The organism is Desulfosporosinus sp. FKB (assembly GCF_002196705.1).
Taxonomy (GTDB): Bacteria; Bacillota; Desulfitobacteriia; order Desulfitobacteriales; family Desulfitobacteriaceae; genus Desulfosporosinus.
Genome location: NZ_NADJ01000038.1, coordinates 244,558 through 270,625, shown reverse-complemented (window position 1 = coordinate 270,625; position 26,068 = coordinate 244,558). Strand labels below are relative to the sequence as shown.

Here is a 26,068-nt window from a genome sequence, read left to right as displayed (position 1 = left end):
TGACAGACGCTAACCAAAGCAATTGGCAAAATATTTTATGGATATAAATCTAGGAGGGAGATTTACCATCATGGAACAACACTTTCTTGTTTTTAAAGAAGTGGCAGAAACTAAAAACATTACGCTCTCTGCGAAAAAACTCCATATGAGCCAACCTAGTATTAGTTTGCAGATTCAGAACTTGGAGAATCAATACGGTGCTCGTTTTTTCGATAGAACGAATAAAGGAGTAACCCTGACAAAAGAGGGAGAAATATTTTATACTCATGTTCGAAGTGTACTGGATATTCTTATGAATGCCAAAGAACAGATCAGTGCATTGTCAAAAGGGCGGAGAGGCCTTATCTATTTAGGAGCGACATTGACAATAGGGGAGTATATTCTTCCTAATATTCTGGCCTATTTATATAGAAATCATCCTGATGTTGATTTTAAGGTCAAAATTGCGAACACAGATTCCATATCGCAGGATGTTTTAGAGAAAAAGATCCATATTGGTTTAATTGAAGGACCTGTTCCACGGCATAAGGATCTTAACGTCGAAAAGTTTTGGGAAGACGAATTGGTTGTCGTACTTCCTTATTTTCATCCCTGGGCAGCTAGAGAGAGCATTACTCTTGCGGAATTGCCTCATGAGCGTCTGGTAACTCGTGAGGATGGTTCTGGAACACGTAAGGTTATGGAAATGGCTCTCAAAGAGAGAGGCCTTGAACCGGAACAGTTAAACATCAGTATGGAGTTAGGAAGCACTCAGGCAATCAAAGAAGTCGTTGCAGCAGGTTTAGGGATAACGATTATTTCTTCCCTTACTGTCCGTCGGGAATGTGATCAAAAGATTTTTAAGTCCTTAAAAATTCAGGATGCTCCGGTCTATCGGCCTTTAAGCATTCTTACAAATGCACATCAAAATACCCAAGCGACTCAGTCAAAAGACGAGCGCCTTTTAATTGATTTGCTTCACGATCATAGATTGTTATCGGAAATCCTTAGTAAAGATTATAATGAATTGGACAGCATAGAATAAAAGAACAAATTTAAGTGTTTATCAAATACTCTAATGTCATGAGTGGAAGAGCGAGGAAACTATGCAACATGACTGTCAAATAGGCTTAGTTCAAATGGAATCTCATATCGGCGAAAGAGAAACTAATTTTATGAGAATCACACATCTTGCTGAAGTGGCAAGTAAGAAGAAGGTTTCCTTTTTGTGTTTTCCTGAATGTGCCTTAGACGGATATTCGCCGCAGTATGCATCGGAGCTTGGTGATACGATTCGTTGTTCAGTAATAAACCGCTTGAAAGAATGCGCAGAAGATTTGGGAATTATCTTGCTGGTTGGCCTGGTTGAGCAAGATAATAAGGCCGGAAAGCCCTATATTTCACATGCTATTTTGTCTCCGGGTAACGAGGATATGGTTTATCGCAAAGTTCATTTAGGGAGAAGTGAGCTGGACTATTTTACCCCTGGAAACCAATTTCCAGTATTCCACGCACAGGGAACAACGTTTGCCGTTGGAATATGCTGGGATTGGCATTTTCCGGAGGTGACTGCCATTTATTCTTTGAAAGGCGCAGAGATTATTTTTGCTCCTCATGCTTCTCCTGTCATAGCGGGTGATCGAAAAGAGATCTGGCTGCGTTATCTGGGAACAAGAGCCTACGATAATTCAGTATATCTGGGAGCCTGTAATTTGATCGGGAGTAACGGTAAAGGCAAAGAGTTCAGCGGCGGAACGTTAACCATCGGTCCGAAAGGTGAAGTAATTTCTAACACAGAAGTATTAGAAGAACGTATATTTATCTCCACTCTTTCTGCAGAACGAATTAATAAAATTCGTCGTTTTGACCGACTTTCAATGAGAGATAGTTTTTTCCTTGCGGACAGACGTAAAGAACTTTATCATGAACTTCTTGAACTGGATGTTCAACGTTAACATAATTGTTGTTGACTCTGAAATCCCAGAGAAACCGTTGGGCTATGAATAAAGCAAAAAACCTTTCTAAGCATATGCTTAGAAAGGTTTTTTCGTGAGAATTAATAATTACCAATTGTTACGTGAACGTGATTGGTAGCAATCTCGGCAATAAACTGGTTTATCACCTGACGGCTGAAATGGAACCGTTGTTTCTTTACCACATGCTGAACAAATAGCAGGAAACATTTCGCGAGGTTGTCGAGAGAATCCTCCATTGTTTCTGTTTTGGTTTTTACGAGCAGCACGACATTCTGGACAACGACCAGGCTCGTTTGTAAATCCCTTCTCAGCATAAAACTCTTGTTCAGATGCAGTAAATTCGAAGTCACGGCCACAGTCTTTACAAGTTAGGATTTTGTCGTTAAACATAATAGACCCCCATTAATTTTTATTACCCGCGACATGGGAAGTTCAGAAAGGTCTTCCCATAGCCTGAGGCAATCGAGAAGGTCTGTGTAAATCCACAAGTACTTCGAGCACTTCTATTATATCTAAAAGACTTACAATAATCAACCAGAATTAGCCGCAAATTATTCAAGTTAGGAAAAAATGGATATATACGGTATAATATCCAAAAACTAAGGTCGATTTATTTCTTGTTTATGTCTTAAAGTTTAACTGCATTGCATAGAATTTAGTCTATCAGATATTAGGTGCTGAGGAGGGATTTATGTGGAAGACCATGATCCTGAGTTAATACCAGAGCGTATTCTTGGGGTACAACGATTGGAGGATTTATTTAATCACAAAGGGTATTTGATATGTCAAGCAACTGGAAATAAAATTTATGATTTTGAGCAGGTCACTGCAGTTTTTATCCCTCTAAGCACCACGAAGGATCAAGTGATGGTTGTTCAGCGGGACTATGCGGTCGAGTTTTTACAGAGCTGCCTCTCGTTTTTACATTCTAGTTAAAAGAAATTAACAAGTCTCATAAAATTGAATAAAGACATTTTTGATTGCTAAGTGGTCCTTTGTCCCTCCAAGCTCTCGCACCGAATGCATGGCTAAGATTGGGTTCCCAATATCTACTGATCGAATGTCGAGGTGAGTGCTGGTAATAGGACCAATTGTTGATCCGCCTCGTTCATCAGACCGATTGACAAATTTTTGAACGGGAACATTGATACTCTGGCAAAGTGAAGAAAAGATCGCCGCCGATTCAGCATCCGTAGCGTAGCTTTGGTTAGCGCTATATTTTATCACAGGTCCGTTATTGAGAAGCGGATGGTGTATAGGGTCATGTCGTTCTCCTGCGTTGGGATGAAGAGCGTGAGTCATGTCCGCTGAGAGATAAAAGGAATGTTCTAAGGCTAGGAAAAAAGCCTCCCGGTCTTTTTTCTGTGCTAAAAGAATTCGCTCAAGAACATGTGCTAAAAAAGGTGAAGCCGCGCCTTGTTTTGACGTGCTTCCACATTCCTCATGATCAAAACAGGCTAAAACCTGAGTTGGTAAACCTGTTTTGGCCTTGGTTAGGGCTGAAGCAGCCGCATGTACCATTGCTAAATCGTCCAGTCGTCCGCTGGAGATAAACTCCTGTTGTAAACCAACAAAACATCCCTCTTGATGATCATGAAGGAAAAGATCAAAATCTAAAATATCGTTTTTGGAGCAATGAAACGTATTTGCCAGATGTTCAATAAGTACTCCTTCTTGCTGCAATTTATCTTTAATTTGAGCTAGCAGCGGAAGCAAATCTTTTTGCTTATTTAATTCAAAACCTTCGTTAGCTTTTCTATTTAAATGAATGGCAATATTAGGAATAACAAGTAAGGGGTGTTCACTACGAAATAGGTTGCTTTGAGGGTGAAAATTAGAGGTTCCGCGCAGGATTACCCGTCCTGCTAGAGAAAGAGGGCGGTCTAACCACGTATTCAGAATTGGTCCGCCATAAGTTTCAACATTAAGTTTAAGGTATCCTTCAGTTGGGATTTCGGGCATAGGTTTAATACGAAAACTGGGACTATCTGTATGAGTTCCGATTAAATGAAAACCTGTCGATTCCAGATCTCCTTCACCGACTACAAAAGCAATAATTGCCGAATCGTTACGCGTGACAAAATATTTGCCTCCAGGTACGATTGCCCACTTGTCCGCGAGATTTAAGCTGCTAAAGCCATAAGGCATTAACAGCTGTTTAACGCTTTCCACTGCATGAAAGGAAGAGGGACTTTCTTTAATAAATTGAAGAAGACCATTAGCAAATTGAAGTTCTTCGTTACTAATCTTTGACACTTGCATTACTGGGACCGCCTTTCTTACTTTACAAAAGAGTTAATATTTTTCGTTGATATTTTTCCGAAAAACGATTAATATCAATTATAATACATTCTTATTTTACTATTTGTAACCAAGCTAGTGGTAGCTGGAACATTGAAAAAAGTCGTTTAATAACAAAACAAAGTGAGTTTTACGTTATGGAATCTATGAGGATGACCACACTAGAACGGATTCGTCTGCCTGAAATGGTGGAACTATGGAATCGCTGCTGGCAGGGTTATTATTATAATATGGCTTATACTCCGGAGCATATGAAATTTTGGCTGGAACTTGGGCAAGTTGAGTTAGCGAACTCTATCGCCATTTGGGCACATAATCAGATCGTGGGGTTTTCCTTGTTAGCCGTAAAGGATTCAGATGGCTGGGTTGCAGGAACAAGCATTGATCCAAGATATCGAGGAAAGGGCCTTTTTAAACCGTTGATGAAAGCACAGATTGAGTTGACCCAACGTCTTGGCCTTGGAAAAGTCTACTTAGAAGTTCTTGTTCAAAATTATGCCCAAAAGGTTTATCGTTCTATCGGCTTTTCGAGGATTCGTCAACTTTATGTTTATCGAACAGCTTCCCTTGAGAATGCCCCTTTATCCGCTTTAACCATAAAACCTTTTAAAGAAATTTGCTTAGAGCAATATTTTGAAAAACGTCTGCAGGCCAATTTTATTCCTGCATGGCAGCGTCGGCAAGGATATTTAGAACGCTATCGGAATATTCAGGCTTTAACGAATGCTAACGGAAGTGCAGGAATTTTAACCCTTAGGCAGAATAATGGCCCTATCCTCGATGTATGGAGTTCAAACACAGCGGGAGCAGAGGAAATAACCTCAATGATCCTAAAATTTCGTAAGCGTGGATTTTCTTTATTAAATCAACCGGAAGACTGGATTGTAGCCTTCCTCCAAATGAATGGCATATATGCTAATTCGAGGCAAATTGAAATGTGTTTGAAATTGGAATAATGCGGATGGATGAAGCATATATTAGTAAGGTATGGTGCGAATTAGGGTCATTACCAAAAATTACTGGGTTGAAATGATACCAATGGTCTCTTGAAAATTTACAGAGATTGGTATATAATTAGAAAATATCTAATATTCTATTAGAAAGGAGATTTCTATGACGCAAAAAGAGCAGTTGATGATCAATGCTATCTTAGAGTCAATAGGACTAGAATCCCTTAAGTCCGGGCAGACTCGCAGGCCAGTTTACAAAGAGGGATAAGCAGTTACGAAAGGGAGCGGTATTTTGACCCGGATTCTAATCCTAAATTGTAACCTAATAAGCCTTGAAACATTCCAAACCCGAATCTAAAAGCGAGTTTCTTATATTCTCTAATTGATATAAGGAGCTCGCTTTTACACTTGAGTTGTTTCGTTCAAGCTGTTCTAACGGATTAGAGTATGTTATACTCACTGAAAAGGGAACATATTCCAAGTCCGAAGGCAATAAGGAGGAATTATCGAGATGAGCTTCCGAGATCGATACCAAATATGGTCAGAAAACCCCTATTTTGATGAAGAAACAAGACAAGAATTAAAGCAGCTTACCGATCAGCAAGAAATTGAGGATCGTTTTTATAAGGACTTAGAATTCGGTACAGGTGGTTTAAGAGGAATTATGGCCGCAGGTACGAATCGAATGAACAAGTATGTTATCAGGAAGGTTACTCAAGGCCTGGCGGAATACATTTGTGATCATGGACTTGAGGGAAAGAAACGTGGTGTAGTCATAGCCTATGATTCGCGCTGGTTTTCTGCGGACTTTGCCCTTGAAGCTGCTTTGATCCTTGCTCAAAATGGTGTTAAAGCTTATCTGTTTGATGAATTGCGGCCTACCCCGGAGCTTTCCTTCGCGGTGCGAGAACTTCAAGCGATTGCCGGGATCGTTGTTACGGCGAGTCACAATCCCAAAGTATATAACGGGTACAAAGTCTATTGGGAAGATGGCGGGCAAGTACCGCCTGCAAAAGCGGATGAAATTCTCGCTCGAATCGAAGCTCGTGAAAGTTGGCTGGGAATCGAGCCTATGCCCATAGAAGCAGCTAAAAGAGAAGGCCTTCTTCAGATGATCGGCGCTGAAATTGACAATGTTTACCTCTCTCGTGTGAAAGAACTCGCCCTTCACTCTGAGCTGGATGTCCAACGAGGTAAGGAGCTTTCAATTGTCTACACACCTTTTCATGGAGCAGGAAATAAACTAGTGCGGAGCGCTTTAGCCGAGCTGGGGTTTAGTTCTGTGACTGTTGTAAAAGAGCAAGAACAACCCGATCCCAATTTCACGACGGTTCCTTATCCTAATCCGGAAATCCCCACGACCTTTGATTTAGCTCGAGAGTATGGGAAGAAGGTTAAGGCAGAATTGTTGTTAGCTACTGATCCTGATTCTGATCGCCTAGGTGTGGTATTAAGGGCCCCAAATGGCGATTATCGTCAGCTTTCAGGCAATCAGATCGGAGTCTTGTTAACCTATTATGTGCTATCACAGAAAAAGAATTTAGGCATTCTTCCTGCAAAGGCGGCCATTATCAAAACAATTGCTTCGACAGATTTGGCAGATGAGGTTGCGCGATATTTTAAGGTCGCGGTGGAAAATGTGTTAACCGGCTTTAAATTCATTGCCGAAAAGGAAAAAGAGATGGAAGATGGTGGTTGGGGCAAATTCCAATTCGGTTTCGAAGAGAGCTATGGTTATCTTGCGGGAGACTTCGTTCGAGACAAGGATGGAATTATTGCTTCAGTCCTTTTAGCGGAAGCCGCCCTCTATTATAGAAGTATGGAACATCGCAGCCTTTTTGAAGTTTTGGAAAGCATTTACCAAATGTACGGGTATTACCTTGATTCTCAGGAATCTTTGACCCTAGAAGGCCATCGGGGCCAAGAAGAAATGGTTTGGATTATGGACTCACTTCGTCAGGAGGGAATCCGTGAAATATGCGGTATTCAGATTGGAAAAATTGATGATTATGAGCAACAAATTGGCAAAAACCTTGTAACAGGTCAATCCTATCCCCTAACACTTCCGCGTTCCAATGTTTTGAGATTTTCCTTTGCAGGAGGCGGGTTTGTTATGGTTCGGCCATCTGGAACAGAACCTAAGATCAAGTTCTATTTCTCCGTAAAAGCAGATTCGCAATCGGCTGCAGAGGAGTCACTGCGCTTGGTCAAAGACAACGTCATGAATCGCATCGCTCTAATACGCTCAAAATAGATTGGGCTCAATTTATCCAATTTTTAAGACCACTTCTATAAGTGGGGGTGGGTCCTTCGTTAACTTCAGGAGGGGTAGAGTCCGCCTTCGCCGCTAAGTATTCCTATTGGGAAAGGCGGCTCGGCAATAATGTCCACTGGACATTATTGTATCTGAAGCCCCGATGTTCAGCTTTGGCTGAACGAGTTCACTCGGAATTATCGTCTTCTGAGGATGATCAAATCAGATAAATGGTAAAGAAGTGTTTGTTAAAGATGGTAGTTCGTTAATTATGGTATGTTTTGGGTAATTACTCAAGGCATACCTTTTTCAATTAATAATGTTGGCTATTAAAGAATAATTCTCATAATAATATCTGACCATTATTGACCTTCGTTAAAAAAGAGAATATAATCTAAGTGTCAAGGAAAAATAAAACCAATATATCCCAAGTGCAGCATTTTAAGTTTAGACAATATAGGGGAAGTTCTCATAAATCATGACGTGGAAAGTTTGATCATTTGAGGTGGTACTATGGATTTTAAAGATTATTATGAAATTCTGGGGGTCTCTCCTGATGCGGAGGATAAAACGATTAAAAAAGCTTACCAAAAGCTGGCTAAGAAGTATCATCCCGACGTAAATCCGGGAGACAAATCGGCTGAAGCTAAATTTAAAGAGGTCAGTGAGGCTTATCAAGCAATTAGTGATCCTGAGAAGCGGCGAAAGTATGACGAATTGAAGCAGGATTATCAACAATGGCAGAAGCGCGGCGGACGCGGGGATTTCGATTGGGGCCGATGGCAGGCACATCCCGGTGATGGCGGACATCAAACTTATACCATGTCCCCCGAAGAGTTTGCCGAAATGTTCGGGGGTTCAGCTCGTTCTGGGGGCTTTGATGGAGCAGATAGTTTTTCGGATTTCTTCTCGACTCTTTTCGGAGGGGGACAATCCTTTGGCTTTGGAGGCAGTTCGACAGGGGTTAGATCTCGTGCCGGACAAAATCTTGACGTTGATGTCCAAGTGACCTTGGAGGAAGCGTACAATGGCACTAAAAGGGTTATCAGAACTGGAGAAAAGCAAATTGAGGCTAAGATTCCCAAGGGCGTAAGGATGGGGTCAAAGGTTCGTTTGGCCGGACAAGGCGGTCCTGGGATTGCTGGGGGGCCTGCAGGAAACCTTTATCTAAATATTACGGTCAGCGGCGATCCCCGTTTCAGCAGAGATGGTGATGACTTAAAAATTATTTTGCCGGTCGATTTTTATAAAGCAATCCTTGGGGGGGAAGTTCGCGTTCCGACCTTTGGCGGGGAAGTCCTTCTTAAAATTCCACCTTTATCTCAAAGTGGGAAAAAGTTTCGCTTGAAGGGAAAAGGAATGCCGAAATTAGAACAACCCCGCCAATACGGAGCCCTATTAGCGGAATTATCAATCGTACTTCCGGATAATTTGAATCCACAAGAACTTGCTGCCCTTCGTGAATTAGCGCAAAAACGGGGTATAACCTAGTAAACATTCTTATTTAACTTTAATTTAGAGAGGAGAGTGTAACCATGGCATTTGATACAAATCGATTTACTCAAAAATCCCAAGAAGCAATTGCTCAGGCGCAAGCATTGACAGAACGGAACGGAAACAGTCAGGTTGAACCGGAACATTTACTGCTTTCACTTCTGGAACAGGGAGACGGTGTGGTTCCCCAAGTCTTAGCAAAAATAAATCTGGCAGTTGGGGCTCTTGTTCAATCCCTGCGTCAAGAAATAAACCGATTTTCGCGCATAAGCGGCGGGAACCTTCAAATTACAATATCTCCGCGCTTGCGGACAGTCTTGGTTGCCGCTCATGACGAAATGTCTACCTTCGGCGATGAATACGTAAGCACTGAGCATATCCTGTTATCCATTTTGGAAAAAGCCGGAGGAGCCGCTGAAAAGGTTCTTAAACAGGCTGGATTAACCCGGGAAAATCTCCTTCAAGCCTTGCGGGAAGTGAGAGGAACACAGCGGGTAACAAGCCCAAACCCAGAAGGGACCTATGCGGCTTTGGAACAATACGGTTTGAATTTAGTTGAGCAGGCTAAACGCGGACGTTTAGATCCTGTCATCGGACGGGATGAGGTAATTCGTCGGGTGATCCAAACTCTATCTCGACGAACTAAAAACAATCCGGTGTTGATTGGAGAACCAGGAGTCGGAAAGACCGCGATTGTTGAGGGGCTAGCTCAAAGAATTGTTCGCGGTGACGTCCCCAAGGCAATTAAAGATAAACAAGTCATCGCCCTTGATCTTGGAACGATGATTGCTGGGGCTAAATATCGCGGGGAATTTGAAGAACGCTTAAAAGCAGTCCTGAAAGAAATTCAGAATCGTGACGATGTAATTTTGTTTATTGATGAATTGCACACAGTCGTGGGTGCGGGGGCAGCTGAAGGAGCCATGGATGCCAGTAATATGCTGAAGCCTATGCTAGCTCGCGGAGAACTAAGCATGCTTGGAGCAACTACTCTGGCAGAATATCGTAAGCATATCGAGAAAGATGCTGCTCTGGAGCGTCGTTTTCAGCCAATCATTGTTGATGCTCCTAGTGTGGAAGATACTATTTCTATTCTAAGAGGTTTAAAGGAACGTTATGAAACGCATCACGGGGTTCGCATAACCGATGGAGCGATTATTGCGGCTGCAGTACTGTCGGATCGCTATATCAGTGATCGTTTTCTGCCTGACAAGGCCATTGATTTAATTGATGAGGCCGCCGCGCGGATGCGGATGGAAATAACGAGTGATCCCTATGAGTTAGACCAAATTAAACGCCGAATTATGCAGCTGGAAATTGAACGGGAAGCCCTCAAGAAGGAGAAAGATGAAGCCAGCAAAGAACGTTTAGGCAAAATCGAAAAAGAACTTGCTAATCTTAAAGAAGAACGGTCAGCTCTCGAGGCTCAACTGCAGGGTGAACGGGAAATCCTGACGAAGATTCAACAGCTCAAAGAAGAGGTGGATCGTTCTCGAAATCTCATGGAACAAGCTCAACAACAATTAGACTATAATAAAGCCGCAGAATTACAATACGGGATAATCCCCAACCTGGAGAAAAATTTAAAGAATGAAGAAGAAAAGCTCCAGAGTAAACAAGATTCTCTGTTAAAGCAAGAAGTAGTAGAGCAGGATATTGCCGAAATTGTAGCTACTTGGACCCATGTTCCTGTTTCCAAATTGATGGAAAGCGAGATGGAGAAACTTGTCCAGATGGAGGAACGAATTCATCAACGAGTGATTGGGCAGGATGAGGCTGTACGCGCCGTTTCAGATGCCGTTCGACGAGCCCGTGCCGGTCTGCAGGATCCTAATCGCCCCTTAGGTTCTTTCCTTTTCTTGGGGCCTACCGGAGTGGGCAAAACAGAATTGGCACGAGCCCTAGCGGAGTTCCTCTTTGATGATGATCAAGCATTAGTGCGGATCGACATGTCGGAGTATATGGAGAAGCACACGGTAGCTCGTCTGATCGGAGCCCCTCCCGGCTATGTTGGTTATGAGGAAGGCGGTCAATTAACGGAAGCCGTACGTCGTAAGCCCTATAGTGTTATTTTATTTGATGAAACGGAGAAGGCCCATAGTGATGTAACCAATGTTTTGTTACAACTCTTGGATGACGGACGGCTTACCGATGGTCAGGGAAGAATTGTCAACTTTAAAAATACCGTAGTTATTTTAACGAGTAATATTGCCAGTCCTATAATTCAGGAACTATCCCGCAGAAATGCTCCCCAGGAAGAAGTCCGTTCAGCCATCAACGAAGAATTACGGCAGCATTTTCGCCCTGAATTCCTTAATCGTCTTGACGAAGTCATCGTCTTTCATCCTCTTGATCGGTCACACATTGGACAAATTATTGAGATTCAACTGGGCCATTTACGCAAACGTTTGCATGAACGTAATATATCCTTAGAAATAACAGATCAAGTTTTGCAACAACTAGCCAACGAAGGTTATGATCCTGTTTATGGGGCACGGCCGCTGAAACGTGTTATTCAACAACGTCTCCAGAACCCCTTGGCGCTTAAATTATTACAGGCTGAGATAAAAGATGGGCAAAAAATAGTCGTTGAAATTGATGCTGCAGGGGACTATATATTTAAAGTTTTATCAAATTAAACCATATTTTGTCTATTTGGATATGGATAAAAACCTTTGGCTTCCGCTTTGACAAAGAAAGGCGGAGCCGAAGGTTTCTTTATAACCTCCAAACAAGGTTAGCAATGCAGCAAATACTTGTCTATAATTAAGACCAAAATGTATAATAAAGCGGAATAGATGTTAAACAGAGAGGTGGGGATGTTCAATAATGTTCGATAAACATTCAGAATTAATGTCATATCAGTGGCAAGAAGGAGTGGGACGCTGTCAAGTACGGCTAACTCTTATCGATACAGGCAATGGACTGCAAGGCCTTTTAACAGGTGGAGAAAAGCCTCATGTTGGTGGGGTTGTTCTTGCTCTGCCCCGTCAAAGTTTGCAAGGAGAGGGGTGGAGTTCAGATGTCTATATTACACCGGTTCCGGGGCATAAAGATGTAGAAGTTGCCCGAACTATGGCCGAAGCACTTGCACAGGCAATTTTGTTTCCTGTGACCATCACTGCAGGTATCCATTCGGATCACTTGAATTCGCAGGAATTAGGCCAAATTATACAAAATTGTAACAACCTCACTCAAACTGTTTTGAATTTCCTGGAATCAGATGGGATTTCAGAGACTTCTCATTGAAACTAAACCATAGCTCCATGATTCTATTGAAGAAGGTGTTTTATGCATACCAATTTACGTCAGTTTATCACGACTCTTAAACAGGAAAAGCAAATCATAGAAATTGAGGCTGAAGTTGACCCATACCTGGAGCTCGCTGAAATTCACCGCCGAGTTATTCAAGCAGAAGGGCCAGCCCTATTATTCAAACGAGTTAAAGGCAGTGAATTTCCAGTTGTGACTAATTTATTTGGTACACGGCAAAGAGTTGATTTAGCTGTTGGCCCAAAGCCGGAAGAAACTGTTCAAAGAGCGGTAGCTGCTCTAAATCGCCTGCTTCCGCCAAAACCGTCGCTGCTTTGGCAGGAAAAGGAGTGGATTATCTCACTGGCCAAAAGCGGTCTGCGTTCTATGAAACCGGGAAAAGCTCCTGTTCTTGAAATTCAGGAGAAGTCCGTTGATTTAACTCGTCTTCCTGTATTGACGAGTTGGCCCGAAGATGGCGGTCCTTTTGTGACCTTGCCTTTGGTATATACTGAGCATCCTGTGACGAAAGAACATAATCTTGGCATGTATCGAATCCAGGTTTACAATCATCAAGAGACGGGGATTCACTGGCAAATACATAAAGGGGGAGGGTTTCATTATTTTGAAGCAGAACGGCTTGAACAAGACCTTCCTACAACTCTTTTTTTAGGAGGCCCGCCGGCTTTGATCCTTGCTGCTATAGCGCCGCTTCCTGAAATGCTCCCTGAGTTAATTTTCACCTCTTTTTTGATGGGAGAAAAGCTCTCTCGAGTTGATATTCCTTCTCATCCTCACCCACTTATTGCAGAGGCCGAGTTTGCCATTTGCGGTAAAGTTTCTCCCTTTGTACGCAGGCCTGAGGGCCCTTTTGGAGATCATTATGGTTATTATTCGTTAACACACGATTTTCCCGTTTTCAATGTTCAGACAATCTACCATAGACGAGATGCCATTTATCCTGCAACTGTTGTTGGTAAACCTCGTCAAGAAGATTATTTTATCGGCGAATATTTACAGTCCCTCTTGTCTCCAATGTTTCCGATGGTCATGACTGGAGTAAAGGCACTCTGGACTTATGCAGAGACTGGTTTTCATGCTCTGGCTGCCGCTATTGTTCGAGAAAGTTATCGCCGGGAAGCGTTGGCTCACGCCTTCAGAATTCTTGGAGAAGGGCAGTTAACCTTAACAAAATTCCTGATTCTAACGGATGTACAACTGGATCTGCAGAATTTTAAACTCTTATTTGAAACTGTCCTTGCCCGCTTTGAACCGGAATCTGATCTTATGATATTAAGCGAAACTTCCATGGATACTTTAGACTATACAGGGCGCAGACTAAACCATGGCAGCAAAGCAATTATGCTTGGTTTAGGAAGTGCAAAACGAGATTTGCCCCGACAATTTGACGCCGGAAAGCTGCCTGGCGTGTCCCGCATTAGACCATTTTGTGCCGGCTGTTTAATATTAGAGTCCCTATCGTTTAAAGACGCACCAGAATTGGCCGGGGATGTTTTGGCACATCTTGAAGATGAACCTTTTAAGAACTGGCCCTTTCTTGTCTTAGTTGATGACCTTGATTTAGCTCTTGACGTTACAGGATTTTTATGGCAAGTTTTTACTCGTTTTGACCCGGCTCACGATATTTATGCTGCCACAGAAATCAGGCATCATCGTCTTATTTATCATGGGCCCATTTTAGTCGATGCCCGAATGAAGCCGGATTACCCTGGTGAAGTCCTTCCCGATGAAGCTACAATCAAATTAGTTGATGAGCGTTGGAATAAGTATGGATTACGGTTGTAACAATTATAGTTCTTAAGGTTTATAGTACGAAAAAGGCTCTTGAACCGGTTCAAGAGCCTTTTTCCTGCTGGAATAAAGTTTGAGTTTGGGAAGGATCACGTAATAAGTTTTGAACAATTTCTAAATGTTGAATGCTTTGTTCAACAAGGCTTTGGAGTTCATCTTTTTTAATTATTAATGCATCAATTTCTTCTTGCAATTGAATAATCTCATGCCTTTTTTCAACGAGGTCTGCCTCTATTTCTGTTTTCTTTTCTGCTGCAAGACGGTTCGCTTCGCTGGTGATGGCGTCACTTTCATCTCGTGCCGATTTAATTAAAGTTTCAGCATTATTATTGGCTTCTTCGCGAATTTGATTAGCTACTCTCTGGGCACTCAGTAAAGCGTCTCTTAAGTCACTTTCCATCGTTTCATAACTTTTAAGGCGATTTCCCCATTCCGTGTTTTGCTCCCGCAGGTTATTAATTTGCAAACGAAGTTCTTTATTAGCGGCATTTGCTTCGGATAATTGACGATCTGTTTCAGCCCAGGCTTGATCGACAGCTTCCGGTTCATAGCCACGGATTACCCGTTTAAAGTCCGGCATTTCCAAATCTTTAAAGCCTCCCTCTTTATTTAGATAATAAAACATCTCTTCAAGAAAAAAGTACAGCGGTATGGACGGTTTATCCAGTTATTTAAAGAAGAAGTTTTGGTTTAGTGAATAATTATTAGCGATTTTACAAATCCTGAAACTGTCATATGGAATAAGTTCCAAAAAGGAGGGTCAAAAAATGCAACTCAATGAGATGGAAATGAAAAAACTTCTAGATCAAGGAATGCTGACTCGAAGTATCATTGAAACCGAAACGGCTATGAAAAAGTGCCTAATGTACCATGAAATGGCCAAAGATCCTGCTGTAAAAGGATTTTTTAAAGAGCAGGCCAAAGGTTTGGAAGACGTTATAGGATACTTTAAAAAGGGAGTTAACGAAATCCAGTAGAAAAGGGGGAATTAGAATGGGCGACTTTAGTGATTTGGATATGCTTTATGATTATGAAAAAGATGCTGCGAGTGCTGCCATGGGCTATATGACCTTAGCAACTCGGGCTCATCACGGCGATTTAAGAAATATCTACTTACGTTTAGCGAACGAAGCCACTAATGCACATAGTAAGGCGAGTAAATTAATTAATCAAAATGGTGGCATTGCCTAAACAAGCGTATGTAAAGAAAACTTGGCTGGCGCCAAGCCTCTGGCGCAGGCGGCAGGTTAGTTGCACTTATACAGTCAGAAAGTATGCAACGAAGTTATACTTTCTGACTGTATAAAAAGGGCTGTAACAAAACTTACCAGTTTGTTACAGCCCAATTTTATTATGAAATAGAGACTATTTCAAGAGTTTGTTGTCATGACACTTTAAGATTTCCACCATCCGGGAGTCTTGTCCTTGACAATTTGTGTTAGTAAATTAACAGCAGCATCATTAATTTGAAATAATTGACTCTCAAAACGAACAATTCCTTTTTGAGGGTAGTATTGTAGTGCATAATCCTCTTCTGAATGAAATTTAGAAGAAGAACGATGTAAGGTAAAAAACTCGATAGGTTGCTCCTTCAAATCTTTAGGAATCTGGGATCCTGTAATGGGAGTGGCTTGTTGCAGGTCATGTATAAACGCACTAATTTCCTTTTGGTTCGTGTAATAATAGGGATGATATGGATCGTTTGCATAAAGCATGCCAAGCATTGTGATTGCATGAGGGTGAAACTCGCGATTAGACAGACCGAGTGTAGAGAAAGGGTCGAGCCAACTTTCCTCATAGAGAGGCGGCCCTAAGATAGCGGCTGAAAGTAAGGTTAAAATACTCAAACTAACAGCTAATTTATGATGTTTTAATTTTGAAAGACGCATTCGACAGGAGAAAACGAAACTGGAAAAGGAAAGCATCAAGAAACTCCTCCGCATGGTTGAAATTTAACCAGCTATTTGCCGAGAACGATAAAGAACTGTTTTTCGTCTAATACGTTGGATAGCATTGTCCAAAGATTTAGGATGAAGCCCCAGCTGTTCGGACAATTCTCGCTGCTTAAATCCTTGAAGAAAATAATGTTCAAAGACGATTCGTTCAAGATTAGACAGATCACGATTTATATCGTTAATAATTGAACGAGTTTCCTCGTTAGCAATAACAGTCGTAGCCGGGTCTTCGGCATTCGGCAGAAGAGACATAAAACTCGTTTCCTCAGATTCGGAAATAGCATTGTTTAGGGAATAAGCATTGTTCAGATTGACATGTTTATTACGTGTATATTTTCGAATACTATCAATCAATTTGCGCTTTATGACCATTCTTAAGAAATGGAGGAAAGGAATATTTAAATGGTCGTCATATGCTAGAACCGCTCTGTATATCGCAATCCGTCCCTCTTGGATGAGATCATCATAATCCGCCCTGGGCAGAAAATATTTACAGGCGATAATACGAACTTCTGGTTCGTAGTACTCAATTAATTGATTTAATGCTTCTTTATTCCCTGAGCGCGCTGCCTCAAGCATCGACGTTTCATCTATAATCGCGTTGTCTTTTAAAGACATGGCACTCAACTCCTTGTTAAAAATTAGTCATGATGCTTCACATTGAGTTTAATTAAGAATGACATATTTGACAAGGAATTTTTAGTGGACGATCATCCATATCTTACTAAGGATAACTTGCCGCCGTTTCAAGCGTAAGACTCCCGCTTCCACAAGTGGGAGCGGTTCCCATACCTGTTTCGGTGGGGGGAGAGTCCATCCTGCAGCGCGATAACATTTGTTATGGGCTTGGCGCTTGCGGCGAAAGTGTCCACGAGACACTTTCGTCACCGAAGCCCCGATGTTCAGCTTTAGCTGAAGGAGTTCACTTAAATGACTTCAGAAGATTGGCAGTTTCTATTGCGGTCATCGCAGCATCAAAACCTTTGTTGCCGGCTTTTGTTCCTGCACGTTCAATAGCTTGTTCTATGCTGTCCGTTGACAAAACTCCAAAAATAACCGGAATTCCGCTTTGTAGACCAACTTGTGCAATTCCTTTGCTAACCTCGTTACTTACTAAATCAAAATGGGGAGTAGCTCCGCGAATAACCGCGCCAAGGCAGATAACAGCATCGTATTGTTTAGAATTGGCCATTGTTTGGGCGACAAGCGGAATTTCAAAGGCTCCCGGAACCCAGGCTAATTCTATATTCTCTTCAAGAGCACCGTGACGTCTTAAAGCATCTAAAGCACCGCTGACTAGCTTGCTCGTAATAAATTCATTAAATCGAGCTGCTACAATTCCAACTTTCAATTCTTGAGCTAACAGTTTTCCTTCGAAGGTTTTCATAATGTTATTAAACACCCTTTCTTTTTTAAGCAGTTTTTAGACCATAGCTGTTAGTGAACGGCTGATAAATAATGGCCTAATTTCGTTTTCTTTGTACAGAGATACTTTAGATTTTCAGGCTTGGAAGGTATTTCAACAGGAACCCGCTCGGCAACCTTTAAACCGTATCCTTCAAGTCCAACAATTTTTCTTGGATTGTTTGTCATTAAGCGAACGTTAGAAATGCCAAGATCCGCCAATATTTGGGCGCCAACTCCATAATCGCGTAAGTCTTCAGGAAATCCTAAAGCTAGATTTGCCTCAACGGTATCTTTGCCTTCTTCTTGAAGCTTATAGGCCTTGAGTTTGTTAAGAAGACCAATTCCACGGCCCTCCTGTCTCATGTAAAGCAAAACGCCGCGGCCTTCGCGTTCAATTTCTTCTAATGCTGCTGCAAGTTGATCGCCGCAGTCACAACGGCGGGAATGGAATACATCACCCGTAAGACATTCCGAATGTACCCTGACAAGAACAGGTTTTCCGTCATCAACGTTACCTTTAACGAGAGCTAAATGTTCTTTTTGATCGATGACACTCAGGTAACCGACGGCACGGAAATCACCAAAATCTGTGGGGAGGTGAATAGTTTCTCCTCTTTCTATTAGCTTCTCAGATTGACGTCGATATGCAATAAGGTCTTTAAGAGTGACAATTTTCAGGCTGTGTTTTTCCACAAAAATTTGCAAATCAGGGACTCGAGCCATGGTCCCATTTTCGTTCATGATCTCACAGATAACACCTGCAGGTTTCAATCCGGCAAGACGAGCTAAATCAACAGCACCTTCGGTATGGCCTGCCCGTACAAGTACTCCGCCTTCCCGAGCTTGAAGAGGGAAGATATGACCGGGACGATGCAAATCCTCAGGGGTACTGGCGGGATTCATAAGAACTGTAACGGTATGAGCACGTTCAAAGGCGGAAATTCCTGTTGAACTATCCGAGGCGTCGACACTGACTGTAAAAGCAGTTCCATGAGGGTCAGTATTATGCGTAACCATGGGTTGGAGCTCTAAGGCTTGAATACGCTCCTTGGTCATAGGAACACAAATCAGCCCTCGGCCGAAGGTTGCCATAAAATTGATGGCTTCGGGAGTTGCTAACTCAGCTGCCATAACTAAGTCCCCTTCATTTTCCCGATCTTCATCGTCGACCATGACGATCATTTTTCCTTGACGGATATCTTCTATAGCTTCTTCAATGGTATTGAATTGCATGACGGTCAACTCCTTCTAAATTTAAATTCGCTATTCTTAGTCTCTAAGCAAAACCATTTTCCGCCAAAAATGTCATAGTAAGATCTTCCTTGGAATCTCTAACTCGGTTGAATCCCATAAAACGGGCAACATATTTCCCTATGAGGTCAGTTTCTAAATTAATGCTTGAGCCGATTTTTTTTATGCCTAAAGTGGTTTCTTGGGAAGTGTGAGGAATAAGAGAAACTGAAAAGCAATCATGTTCCACATCGACAACAGTTAGTGAAATTCCGTCAATAGCAATAGATCCTTTGGGCAAAATGAAGGAAAGGAGAGTGGAGGGGGCAGTGATTTCGAGAAGTTGGGCTATACCCCAAGGAGTTATCTTGCGAATTGAACCAACGCCATCAACATGTCCGCTCACTAGATGTCCTCCCAAGCGGGTTTGGAGTTGGAGGGCCCGTTCTAAATTTACTCGGCTGCCGCTCTTCAAATCGCCAAGATTCGTTTTAGCTAGAGTTTCAGCCATCACATCGACGGTAAATTCTTCACCGCTTTGATGTATTACTGTTAGGCAAACTCCATTGACAGCAATACTGTCTCCCAATTGGGTTCCCTCGAGGACTTTCTTTCCCTGCAGCGTAAGCCTTCCGGAGTTTGGTAAGAGGCGAAGATCACGGACAATACCTAGTTCTTCAACAATTCCGGTAAACACATGTATCCTCCTTCAAAGCATCTGTTACTGTCTAATTTCATGTGGCTTAAAATAGCCTGTTACATGAATATCTCTAAAATTCATATCCACTTGGAGGTCATAGAGCTCAATGGCATCTTTCATCAATTGGATGTTCAAGCCGGAAAGGGGAGAGGGGCCATTTCCTCCTACTAATTTAGGTGCGATGAAACATTCTAATTTGTCAACACACTCATGTTCAATAAGAGCACCTGCCAAACGACCGCCGCCTTCTAGTAAGATACTGATCCATCCTCGGCGAAAGAGATCTTTAAGCATTTGCTTAAGAGGGACATATCGTGACGTATCATATTGCCAGATTTCAACGTTCTTAAGCTTTTGCAACCGACTGAGCTTATCAGCTGGCGCAGCCTTTGTTGTAGCAATAATACAAGGACTCTCGGCGGAAGAGGTGAGAACCTGTGAGTTTTCAGCTAAACGGCATCTACCGTCAACAACAAGCCGAATAGGATCTCGGCCGCCCGGTAAGCGGCAGGTTAGTGCTGGGTTGTCGTGAAGGATTGTTTCACTGCCAACAAGAATAACATCGTATTGATCACGTAATTGGTGGACGTATTGGCGGGAGATCTCACTGCTCACCCAGCGGGAATCCCCGGTTTCAGTGGCAATTTTTCCGTCTAGAGTTAAGGCTGTCTTGTAAAGGACGAAAGGCATAGTTGTGGTTATTGCTTTGCAAAATGCTTCGTTTAAGGATGCAGCCTCATGCTGCAATACTCCCACGTCAACTTGAATTTCTGCTTCACGTAATCGTTGAATTCCGCGGCCTGCAACGAGAGGATTGGGGTCTTGCATGGCTACAACAACACGTTTGACGCCTGCCTTAATTAGAGCGTCAGAGCAGGGCGGGGTTCGGCCGAAATGTGAGCAGGGTTCTAGAGTAACATAAGCTATAGCATCCTTGGCTTGATCTTGAGCTTCTGACAGAGCATGGACTTCAGCATGAGGAGTTCCGGCTTTTTGGTGGTAGCCCCGCCCGATGATTTGATCATTTTTGACGAGAACACATCCGACCATTGGGTTCGGACTAGTTCTCCCCAAGGCCTGAGCTGCCAGTTTAATAGCTTCAGACATATAAGTTTCATCCGTTGATTTTTGAATAGTTTCCCGTTGCATATAATTCCTTTCTGAAACTTTTTAAGATAGTTTCCCCCAAAAATCGTAAATACCATCAAGGATCAAAGCCAATAATTAGGAAATAAAAAAACACTCGCCTATCCTCGAGTGTTGAGCTAAAAGTCATAGTAAAAAAGCGTAAAAAAAGACGCATTTTTTAATCTATTCCTCTTCTCATCCAGACTTTACTGTCGGCTCCGGAATTAAACCGGATCTGCCAAAAAGGCTCGCGGGCTGTACCGCCGATAGGGAATTTCACCCAACCCCAGAGGATAGTTTATTATTAAATTTGATTATAGTGTACCCCATGTCCAGCGATTTGGCAACCTATAATTTTCCGTGAAGGGTCAAAAATTCATCACGCAATAATCCCATAAGGACAGCATCGTGATAATTTCCAAGTACATAGCGTGCCTCTCGCTGGCGTCCTTCGATTTTAAAGCCAACTTTTTCGTAAGCTCTGATTGCTCGAAGGTTTTCGTCCCAGGTATCCAATGAAATCCTATGAAAGTTCCATTGAGTAAAGAGAAAACGGACAAAGGTTATAATAGCATCTGTTCCGTAGCCCCTGCCCCAATATGATTTATCACCAATAACAATAAACAGGGTTGCCGAACGACCAGGAACATTGAGTTCTTTAAAACCAATGGTACCAATCAATAAGTTCTTTTCATTCAAAATTGCGTACCGGTAAACGTCAGAAGGGCCGTCGAGAAACTTTTCAATGATTTGATCTTTTGAATAAAGAGTATTTAGCGGCCAAGCTCCACTTGACCAATAATTAATTTCCTCATCGCTTAACCAGTGGTAGATAATATCGATGTCATCCTCTTCAATAGGGCGAATCTTAATTTTCTTTCCCTCTAACATATTAGGCTCCTTCTCAGTACTTTATCTTTGGATTATAGTACATCTAATTTATTACACCTAAGTTTATTAAATCTATTGTAGCACTCCATTGAAGCAATGAAAAATATCAAATTTTAGTCCTTTTCATGTAATTCACATAAAAATGTCCTTCTTGATTTAAGCGAAGGACCTCTTTTCACAATTAAGCTTTGGAGGAAGTAAAAGGAGAGCAGTAGCTCTCCTTTTACAATGCGCAAATGTAGGTGACTCCCAGTAAGATGTGGCGTTATTTTTCCAAGAAGTATCCCTTTAAAGATTAAAAAACTCTATTGTGTGTCATTGGACGAGATATTTATGGGTAAAGATCCGTTATTTCATAATAAAGGAAATTGGTGTTTACATAATTAACCATTAGGGATTAAAATAATTGCTAAAGAAAAGGATTTTTTTTCCTCGAAAAATAAGAGGATCAAAATAGGGTCAAATGACCAAAAAATAAAGGATCTCCAAAACTGGAGATCCGCTAATACCAGATGGTCGGGGCGACGGGATTCGAACCCACGGCCTCTTGGTCCCGAACCAAGCGCGCTACCAAACTGCGCTACGCCCCGCAACTCGTTTATCAGAACGAATACTATAATAACAAACCCCTTTGATCCTGTCAACATTATTTATGCAGAGATAGAGATATTAAATTAGAAAGGAGATAAAAGCCAGTTCAGATGAGGCAATCCAGGCATGAATTTTGAGGAGAGAAGAAACTTGAGAAAAATAGGGATTGTTATGAATCAACAAGATATTTGACGAATGATATTGTACAGCAATTCCGGATTACTATTGTCCCCCTTTTAGTGACTATCGGCACAGAGACTTTTCCAGAAACAGAATTATCGAATGAGCAATATTTCGAAAAGCTTAATCATAGTAATAGTTTATCAACAACTTCCCAACCATCAGTAGGAGCTTTTCTTAATGCCTGCGAATCTCTGTTTTCACAAGGCGGTGAAGAAATAATTAGTCTTCATCTTTCGAGCGCCATAAGCGGTACTATAAGATCTGCCTAAATGGCAATTGAGCTGTCTTCCAACAAAAAAAATATTTGTATTTGATTCTCAATCTTCGGCCTAAGGATTTGGAGCTTTATTTTATCCGGTTTTTAAGACCCCCACTTCTATAAGTGGGGGTGGGTCCTTCGTTAACTTCACGTGGGGTAGAGTCCTCCTTCGCCGCTAAATATTCCTATTGGGAAAGGCGGCTCGGCAATAATGTCCACTGGACATTATTGTATCTGAAGCCCCGATGTTCAGCTTTAGCTGAACGAGTTCACTGTTAATACTCTGGAGAATCTGCGGCGAGGCGGACGAATAGGGCGGTGCAGCTGCAGCAGGCTCAGATCGATGTGCTTGATAAAGTCCGTTCCCGGTCAAGGGTTTGGCAGCGAGTTCTCGATGAATTATCGAGAGCGATATCCAGTGGGAAACGCTTTCGGATATGTGTAATGCATGTCGATATTCCAAAAGAAGGAGAAGAACTTATGGAGGAGCTTAAATCGCGCTTTCCAAAACATGAAGTAAGATTATTCGAAGCAGGTGCTGTCATTGCAACTCATGTCGGAACAGGTGCATTTGGCTTGGCTTTTCACCCTTGGCCGATAAATACATAGAACTGCAAAATGAAAATGTATTCCAAATACTAAAACAGAAGTCAGTTATTTACAGAATATTATGGATTTACAGAATATTTTAATTTATATCGACTTTTTACTTTATGGAAAAAGTAAAAATATTAAAATAAATTCAGAATGTTTGCAGGATTAAACAAAGAAAAAAAGAATATAACTATATACCCAAAGCTTGTTCCAGGAAATGCTTGCATATAGCAGCTAAAGGAGTGGTAGACAGATGAAAATCGCAATCTCCGGTAAAGGTGGAGTTGGGAAAACCACCTTTACTGCAAATTTTGCCCGTTGGTTAGTGGAAAAAGGTATTACCGTACTAGCAGTTGACGCAGACCCCGATGCAAGCTTGGGGACGATATTGGGATTTCCTGATGAGGTACTGGCGAATTTGAAAGCTATTGTTGATATGAAGGAACTTATAGAAGAACGCATGGGTGGGACTGGTGCCTTTTATCCTCTAAATCCTAATGTCGATGATATCTTAGATGATTACTGTGTCTCTCTTGGACAACTTCGTTTTTTTCGGATGGGGAATATTAAAGGCGGCGGTACTTCTTGTTATTGTAAGGAAAACAGTTTTCTGCAGGCTTTGGTTAATTCTCTTATTCTCGGAGAAAAAGATACCGTAATTCTTGATATGGGTGCTGGAATAGAACAATTAACACGAGGAACAGCTTTAGGTGTTGATGTTTTAGCAATTGTTACAGAACCATCCAAGGTGAGTGTGCAAACTGTCCGTGTAATTCAACAACTTGCCCATGAGCTAGGCATTCCTCGTATCGTTGTTATAGGCAACAAAATTCGTAATGTGAACGATGAAAAGTTTCTTAGAGACCACTTTTCTACAGAGCAACTGGTTGGCATCATCCCTTACAGTGACGAACTGTTGGAAATGTCCATCAATACAGGCAGTATTCCATCGCCTGAAGGGTCTCTGGGAGTTCAGCTCAATACAATTTATGAAAAAATTATTGATGAAGGGAGATGACAGGAGTTTTCATTAGCAGCAATAAGAGTATGAGAAGAGGATCTTATTAAAGAGGAGGTTGTAACATGCCTAGATATCGGGATTTAACCCATACTGCCCGACCATCGGATGCACCAAGAGTTGTTGATCCGAAAAATCCTGTTCGTACATCAGATCCTGGTGCCCTGCAAATGCTAAAAATGCTGGAAGGTAAAAACATCGAAACAGTTTTTGACCGCGTAGTAGCTCAACAACCGCAGTGCACCTTTGGTTACAAAGGTGTATGCTGCAGAATTTGTATCGCTGGTCCTTGTCGGGTTAAAAAGGAAGAAGGTCCTGGCAGCCGCGGAATTTGCGGTGCATCTGCTTATACCATTGTTTCTCGTAATCTCGTACGTCTGATTGCCGGAGGAGCAGCATCTCACTCGGAGCACGCACGCCATGTTCTTCATACCGCTCATGCATTAGTAGAAGGTCACGCCCCGGATTATGAAATAAAATCAACGGCTAAACTGCATAAATTGGCTGAAAAGTTAGGGATCTCAACTCTTGATCGAGAGGATAAAGAAATTCTGAAAGATGTTGTGGAACTGGGATATGCAGATTTTGGCCGCTACCAAGATCGTCCTTTAGCTTTTCTCGATTCCTTCATGACCCAAGGGCGTCGTAATAAATTTCAGCATACCAATGTTATGCCCAAAGCAATTGATGGTACCGTTACTGAATTAATTGCGCAAACGGCAATGGGTGTTGACAACGATCCTGTAAATATTATTTTCGGCGGAATTAAAACTGCTCTGGCTGATTTAGCCGGAGAATATGTGGGAACTACTCTCAGCGATGTTTTGTTTGGAATTCCCGAACCTATCGTTTCTGAAGCGAATCTTGGGGTAATCGATCCTAAAATGGTGAATATTGCAGTTCATGGCCACAATCCAGTCCTTAGTGAGATGGTCGTTGCAGCTGCTCGAAAAATGAAGGCAGAAGCGCAAAAAGTTGGTGCTGAAGGGATTAACGTTGTCGGAATTTGCTGTACGGGAAATGAATTGCTCATGAGAGAAGGAGTCTATTTAGCAACTTCTTCCGCTTCACAAGAAATGGCTATCATGACCGGTGCCTTAGACGCCATGGTGGTTGATATTCAATGTATTTATCCGTCAGTCCAAACAGCTGCGGAATGTTTCCATACTAAAGTTATTACCACAGAAGGTATTATGAAAACTCCAGGGGCTCAACATCTCGCCTTTAAACCAGAAACAGCAATGGAAGATGCTCAGAAACTTGTTAACATCGCTATTGAAGCATATAAACAGCGGGATCCGAATAAAATTTCCATTCCTAATGAACGACATAAACTGGTTGCCGGTTTCAGCATTGAAGCTCTCACAGATATTTTCTCTAAAGTATGTCCCGAACGACCGATCTCTGTTCTCACCGATGCAATTTTGAGCGGACAAATTAAGGGAGTTGCCTTAATGGCCGGATGTAACAACTTGAAGCGAACCCAAGACGAATCTCACGTTGCTATCTTAAAAGAACTTGTGAAAAATGACGTTTTTGTCATAGCAACAGGTTGTTCAGCCGGAGCCTTCGCGAAGTTTGGCCTAATGTCGCCTCTGGCAGTCGATGCCTATGCAGGAGAGGGACTTAAATCTTTCCTGAAAATGCTGGAAAATGCCAATCCTCAGCTGACGACTGGCTTGCCCTTGGTTTTCCATGTTGGTTCGTGTGTTGACAATAGCAGAGCTTCAGATTTAGCTGTTGCCATGGCCAATGAACTCGGAGTTGATATACCAAAAGTGCCCTTTGTGGCCTCAGCTCCTGAAGCCATGCATGAAAAAGCGGTTGCCATTGGGACATGGTGTGTCACTTTAGGATTGCCGACACATGTAGGAAGTTTGCCGCCTGTTGAAGGAAGCGATTTGGTTTATGGTATTACCACTCAAATTGCCCATGATGTTTTTGGAGGAAACTTTATTTTTGAAGTAGATCCGGTTATTGGTGCACAAAAACTTCTCAATGCTTTGGAGTATCGGACGTGGAAACTTAATATCCATAAGAAAACAGCAGAGAAAAATGAGACCCCAATTGCTCAAGGCTGGTAAGGAAGGAGGA

Annotated in this window: 25 protein-coding genes, 1 tRNA gene and 1 riboswitch; of the genes, 15 read left to right on the top strand and 11 right to left on the bottom strand. The window is 42.0% G+C overall.

Annotated features, from left to right (window positions below):
* The first annotated feature begins 70 nt into the window (after positions 1 to 70).
* Together B5Y67_RS17765 and B5Y67_RS17760 are read left to right on the top strand one after the other, a co-directional pair.
* Positions 71 to 1,024 carry a LysR family transcriptional regulator gene (locus tag B5Y67_RS17765; RefSeq protein WP_170932732.1) on the top strand — a complete coding sequence of 318 codons (954 nt, stop codon included), beginning with the start codon at positions 71 to 73 and terminating at the stop codon, positions 1,022 to 1,024.
* Between the two features lie 61 nt (positions 1,025 to 1,085).
* Positions 1,086 to 1,934 (top strand): nitrilase-related carbon-nitrogen hydrolase, encoded by an 849-nt coding sequence (locus B5Y67_RS17760; protein ID WP_088227748.1) that lies wholly within the window; start codon positions 1,086 to 1,088, stop codon positions 1,932 to 1,934.
* Positions 1,935 to 2,042: 108 nt separating this feature from the next.
* On the opposite strand, the gene B5Y67_RS17755 is transcribed toward B5Y67_RS17760, so the two are convergent.
* Positions 2,043 to 2,345 carry a zinc-ribbon domain containing protein gene (locus B5Y67_RS17755; protein WP_088227747.1) on the bottom strand — a complete coding sequence of 101 codons (303 nt, stop codon included), beginning with the start codon at positions 2,343 to 2,345 and terminating at the stop codon, positions 2,043 to 2,045.
* 303 nt (positions 2,346 to 2,648) lie between these two features.
* Between B5Y67_RS17755 and B5Y67_RS17750 the strand changes: the two genes are divergently transcribed.
* On the top strand, positions 2,649 to 2,891 hold the full coding sequence (locus B5Y67_RS17750; RefSeq protein WP_088227746.1) for a hypothetical protein: 243 nt from the start codon (positions 2,649 to 2,651) through the stop codon (positions 2,889 to 2,891).
* 6 nt (positions 2,892 to 2,897) lie between these two features.
* Here the strand turns inward: B5Y67_RS17750 and B5Y67_RS17745 are convergent, their stop codons facing one another.
* Positions 2,898 to 4,217: a M18 family aminopeptidase gene (locus tag B5Y67_RS17745; protein WP_088227745.1), complete on the bottom strand. Its 1,320-nt coding sequence runs from the start codon at positions 4,215 to 4,217 to the stop codon at positions 2,898 to 2,900.
* Positions 4,218 to 4,393: 176 nt separating this feature from the next.
* Between B5Y67_RS17745 and B5Y67_RS17740 the strand changes: the two genes are divergently transcribed.
* The 6 genes from B5Y67_RS17740 to B5Y67_RS17715 all read left to right on the top strand — a co-directional run bounded on the left by B5Y67_RS17740 (position 4,394) and on the right by B5Y67_RS17715 (position 14,012).
* A complete protein-coding gene (locus tag B5Y67_RS17740; RefSeq protein ID WP_088227744.1) occupies positions 4,394 to 5,212 on the top strand; it encodes a GNAT family N-acetyltransferase in 819 nt (272 codons plus the stop codon).
* Between the two features lie 505 nt (positions 5,213 to 5,717).
* Positions 5,718 to 7,460 (top strand): phospho-sugar mutase, encoded by a 1,743-nt coding sequence (locus B5Y67_RS17735; RefSeq protein ID WP_088227743.1) that lies wholly within the window; start codon positions 5,718 to 5,720, stop codon positions 7,458 to 7,460.
* A gap of 513 nt (positions 7,461 to 7,973) precedes the next feature.
* Positions 7,974 to 8,951 carry a J domain-containing protein gene (locus tag B5Y67_RS17730; protein ID WP_088227742.1) on the top strand — a complete coding sequence of 326 codons (978 nt, stop codon included), beginning with the start codon at positions 7,974 to 7,976 and terminating at the stop codon, positions 8,949 to 8,951.
* A gap of 44 nt (positions 8,952 to 8,995) precedes the next feature.
* Positions 8,996 to 11,593 carry an ATP-dependent chaperone ClpB gene (gene clpB, locus B5Y67_RS17725; protein WP_088227741.1) on the top strand — a complete coding sequence of 866 codons (2,598 nt, stop codon included), beginning with the start codon at positions 8,996 to 8,998 and terminating at the stop codon, positions 11,591 to 11,593.
* A gap of 190 nt (positions 11,594 to 11,783) precedes the next feature.
* The gene (locus B5Y67_RS17720; RefSeq protein ID WP_170932731.1) at positions 11,784 to 12,203 is read left to right on the top strand and encodes a hypothetical protein; all 420 of its coding nucleotides are present in this window, start codon (positions 11,784 to 11,786) and stop codon (positions 12,201 to 12,203) included.
* A 42-nt stretch (positions 12,204 to 12,245) separates the two neighbouring features.
* Positions 12,246 to 14,012, top strand: a complete 1,767-nt coding sequence (locus B5Y67_RS17715) for a UbiD family decarboxylase (protein WP_088227739.1) — start codon at positions 12,246 to 12,248, stop codon at positions 14,010 to 14,012.
* A gap of 49 nt (positions 14,013 to 14,061) precedes the next feature.
* On the opposite strand, the gene B5Y67_RS17710 is transcribed toward B5Y67_RS17715, so the two are convergent.
* The gene (locus B5Y67_RS17710; RefSeq protein WP_242976037.1) at positions 14,062 to 14,598 is read right to left on the bottom strand and encodes a DivIVA domain-containing protein; all 537 of its coding nucleotides are present in this window, start codon (positions 14,596 to 14,598) and stop codon (positions 14,062 to 14,064) included.
* Between the two features lie 187 nt (positions 14,599 to 14,785).
* Between B5Y67_RS17710 and B5Y67_RS17705 the strand changes: the two genes are divergently transcribed.
* Together B5Y67_RS17705 and B5Y67_RS17700 are read left to right on the top strand one after the other, a co-directional pair.
* On the top strand, positions 14,786 to 14,995 hold the full coding sequence (locus B5Y67_RS17705) for a hypothetical protein (RefSeq protein WP_088227737.1): 210 nt from the start codon (positions 14,786 to 14,788) through the stop codon (positions 14,993 to 14,995).
* Positions 14,996 to 15,011: 16 nt separating this feature from the next.
* Positions 15,012 to 15,209, top strand: coding sequence for a spore coat protein (locus tag B5Y67_RS17700; RefSeq protein WP_088227736.1), 198 nt, complete (start codon positions 15,012 to 15,014; stop codon positions 15,207 to 15,209).
* Between the two features lie 203 nt (positions 15,210 to 15,412).
* On the opposite strand, the gene B5Y67_RS17695 is transcribed toward B5Y67_RS17700, so the two are convergent.
* From B5Y67_RS17695 to B5Y67_RS17660, 8 genes are all read right to left on the bottom strand, one after another.
* Positions 15,413 to 15,943 (bottom strand): hypothetical protein, encoded by a 531-nt coding sequence (locus B5Y67_RS17695; RefSeq protein WP_088227735.1) that lies wholly within the window; start codon positions 15,941 to 15,943, stop codon positions 15,413 to 15,415.
* 27 nt (positions 15,944 to 15,970) lie between these two features.
* The gene (locus B5Y67_RS17690) at positions 15,971 to 16,591 is read right to left on the bottom strand and encodes a sigma-70 family RNA polymerase sigma factor (RefSeq protein WP_088227734.1); all 621 of its coding nucleotides are present in this window, start codon (positions 16,589 to 16,591) and stop codon (positions 15,971 to 15,973) included.
* A 304-nt stretch (positions 16,592 to 16,895) separates the two neighbouring features.
* A complete protein-coding gene (gene ribE / locus B5Y67_RS17685) occupies positions 16,896 to 17,360 on the bottom strand; it encodes a 6,7-dimethyl-8-ribityllumazine synthase (protein WP_088227733.1) in 465 nt (154 codons plus the stop codon).
* 50 nt (positions 17,361 to 17,410) lie between these two features.
* Entirely contained in the window at positions 17,411 to 18,613 is a 1,203-nt protein-coding gene (locus tag B5Y67_RS17680) for a bifunctional 3,4-dihydroxy-2-butanone-4-phosphate synthase/GTP cyclohydrolase II (RefSeq protein WP_088227732.1), read from the bottom strand.
* A gap of 43 nt (positions 18,614 to 18,656) precedes the next feature.
* Positions 18,657 to 19,307, bottom strand: a complete 651-nt coding sequence (locus B5Y67_RS17675; RefSeq protein WP_088227731.1) for a riboflavin synthase — start codon at positions 19,305 to 19,307, stop codon at positions 18,657 to 18,659.
* A gap of 24 nt (positions 19,308 to 19,331) precedes the next feature.
* On the bottom strand, positions 19,332 to 20,459 hold the full coding sequence (gene ribD, locus B5Y67_RS17670) for a bifunctional diaminohydroxyphosphoribosylaminopyrimidine deaminase/5-amino-6-(5-phosphoribosylamino)uracil reductase RibD (RefSeq protein ID WP_088227730.1): 1,128 nt from the start codon (positions 20,457 to 20,459) through the stop codon (positions 19,332 to 19,334).
* Positions 20,460 to 20,621: 162 nt separating this feature from the next.
* Positions 20,622 to 20,736, bottom strand: a riboswitch (FMN riboswitch).
* A gap of 50 nt (positions 20,737 to 20,786) precedes the next feature.
* Entirely contained in the window at positions 20,787 to 21,329 is a 543-nt protein-coding gene (locus B5Y67_RS17665) for a GNAT family protein (protein WP_088227729.1), read from the bottom strand.
* A gap of 513 nt (positions 21,330 to 21,842) precedes the next feature.
* Positions 21,843 to 21,919: transfer RNA gene (locus B5Y67_RS17660), tRNA-Pro, on the bottom strand.
* A gap of 189 nt (positions 21,920 to 22,108) precedes the next feature.
* On the opposite strand from B5Y67_RS17660, the gene B5Y67_RS17655 reads away from it, so the two are divergent.
* From B5Y67_RS17655 to cooS, 4 genes are all read left to right on the top strand, one after another.
* Positions 22,109 to 22,372 (top strand): DegV family protein, encoded by a 264-nt coding sequence (locus B5Y67_RS17655; protein WP_242976028.1) that lies wholly within the window; start codon positions 22,109 to 22,111, stop codon positions 22,370 to 22,372.
* A gap of 308 nt (positions 22,373 to 22,680) precedes the next feature.
* Positions 22,681 to 22,971 (top strand): DegV family protein, encoded by a 291-nt coding sequence (locus B5Y67_RS17650; RefSeq protein ID WP_242976027.1) that lies wholly within the window; start codon positions 22,681 to 22,683, stop codon positions 22,969 to 22,971.
* Between the two features lie 238 nt (positions 22,972 to 23,209).
* On the top strand, positions 23,210 to 23,974 hold the full coding sequence (locus B5Y67_RS17645; RefSeq protein ID WP_088227728.1) for a P-loop NTPase: 765 nt from the start codon (positions 23,210 to 23,212) through the stop codon (positions 23,972 to 23,974).
* Between the two features lie 65 nt (positions 23,975 to 24,039).
* Complete coding sequence (gene cooS / locus B5Y67_RS17640; protein WP_088227727.1) at positions 24,040 to 26,058, top strand: anaerobic carbon-monoxide dehydrogenase catalytic subunit; 2,019 nt, start codon at positions 24,040 to 24,042, stop codon at positions 26,056 to 26,058.
* Positions 26,059 to 26,068: the final 10 nt, after the last annotated feature.

Bases quoted from the DNA above. Each gene is read 5' to 3' on its own strand.
- B5Y67_RS17765 (WP_170932732.1), top strand. From the start codon at position 71: ATGGAACAACACTTTCTTGTTTTTAAAGAAGTGGCAGAAACTAAAAAC.
- B5Y67_RS17760 (WP_088227748.1), top strand. From the start codon at position 1,086: ATGCAACATGACTGTCAAATAGGCTTAGTTCAAATGGAATCTCATATC.
- B5Y67_RS17755 (WP_088227747.1), bottom strand. From the start codon at position 2,345: ATGTTTAACGACAAAATCCTAACTTGTAAAGACTGTGGCCGTGACTTC.
- B5Y67_RS17745 (WP_088227745.1), bottom strand. From the start codon at position 4,217: ATGCAAGTGTCAAAGATTAGTAACGAAGAACTTCAATTTGCTAATGGT.
- B5Y67_RS17740 (WP_088227744.1), top strand. From the start codon at position 4,394: ATGGAATCTATGAGGATGACCACACTAGAACGGATTCGTCTGCCTGAA.
- B5Y67_RS17735 (WP_088227743.1), top strand. From the start codon at position 5,718: ATGAGCTTCCGAGATCGATACCAAATATGGTCAGAAAACCCCTATTTT.
- B5Y67_RS17730 (WP_088227742.1), top strand. From the start codon at position 7,974: ATGGATTTTAAAGATTATTATGAAATTCTGGGGGTCTCTCCTGATGCG.
- clpB (WP_088227741.1), top strand. From the start codon at position 8,996: ATGGCATTTGATACAAATCGATTTACTCAAAAATCCCAAGAAGCAATT.
- B5Y67_RS17720 (WP_170932731.1), top strand. From the start codon at position 11,784: ATGTTCGATAAACATTCAGAATTAATGTCATATCAGTGGCAAGAAGGA.
- B5Y67_RS17715 (WP_088227739.1), top strand. From the start codon at position 12,246: ATGCATACCAATTTACGTCAGTTTATCACGACTCTTAAACAGGAAAAG.
- B5Y67_RS17710 (WP_242976037.1), bottom strand. From the start codon at position 14,598: ATGCCGGACTTTAAACGGGTAATCCGTGGCTATGAACCGGAAGCTGTC.
- B5Y67_RS17705 (WP_088227737.1), top strand. From the start codon at position 14,786: ATGCAACTCAATGAGATGGAAATGAAAAAACTTCTAGATCAAGGAATG.
- B5Y67_RS17700 (WP_088227736.1), top strand. From the start codon at position 15,012: ATGGGCGACTTTAGTGATTTGGATATGCTTTATGATTATGAAAAAGAT.
- B5Y67_RS17695 (WP_088227735.1), bottom strand. From the start codon at position 15,943: ATGCTTTCCTTTTCCAGTTTCGTTTTCTCCTGTCGAATGCGTCTTTCA.
- B5Y67_RS17690 (WP_088227734.1), bottom strand. From the start codon at position 16,591: ATGTCTTTAAAAGACAACGCGATTATAGATGAAACGTCGATGCTTGAG.
- ribE (WP_088227733.1), bottom strand. From the start codon at position 17,360: ATGAAAACCTTCGAAGGAAAACTGTTAGCTCAAGAATTGAAAGTTGGA.
- B5Y67_RS17680 (WP_088227732.1), bottom strand. From the start codon at position 18,613: ATGCAATTCAATACCATTGAAGAAGCTATAGAAGATATCCGTCAAGGA.
- ribD (WP_088227730.1), bottom strand. From the start codon at position 20,459: ATGCAACGGGAAACTATTCAAAAATCAACGGATGAAACTTATATGTCT.
- B5Y67_RS17665 (WP_088227729.1), bottom strand. From the start codon at position 21,329: ATGTTAGAGGGAAAGAAAATTAAGATTCGCCCTATTGAAGAGGATGAC.
- B5Y67_RS17645 (WP_088227728.1), top strand. From the start codon at position 23,210: ATGAAAATCGCAATCTCCGGTAAAGGTGGAGTTGGGAAAACCACCTTT.
- cooS (WP_088227727.1), top strand. From the start codon at position 24,040: ATGCCTAGATATCGGGATTTAACCCATACTGCCCGACCATCGGATGCA.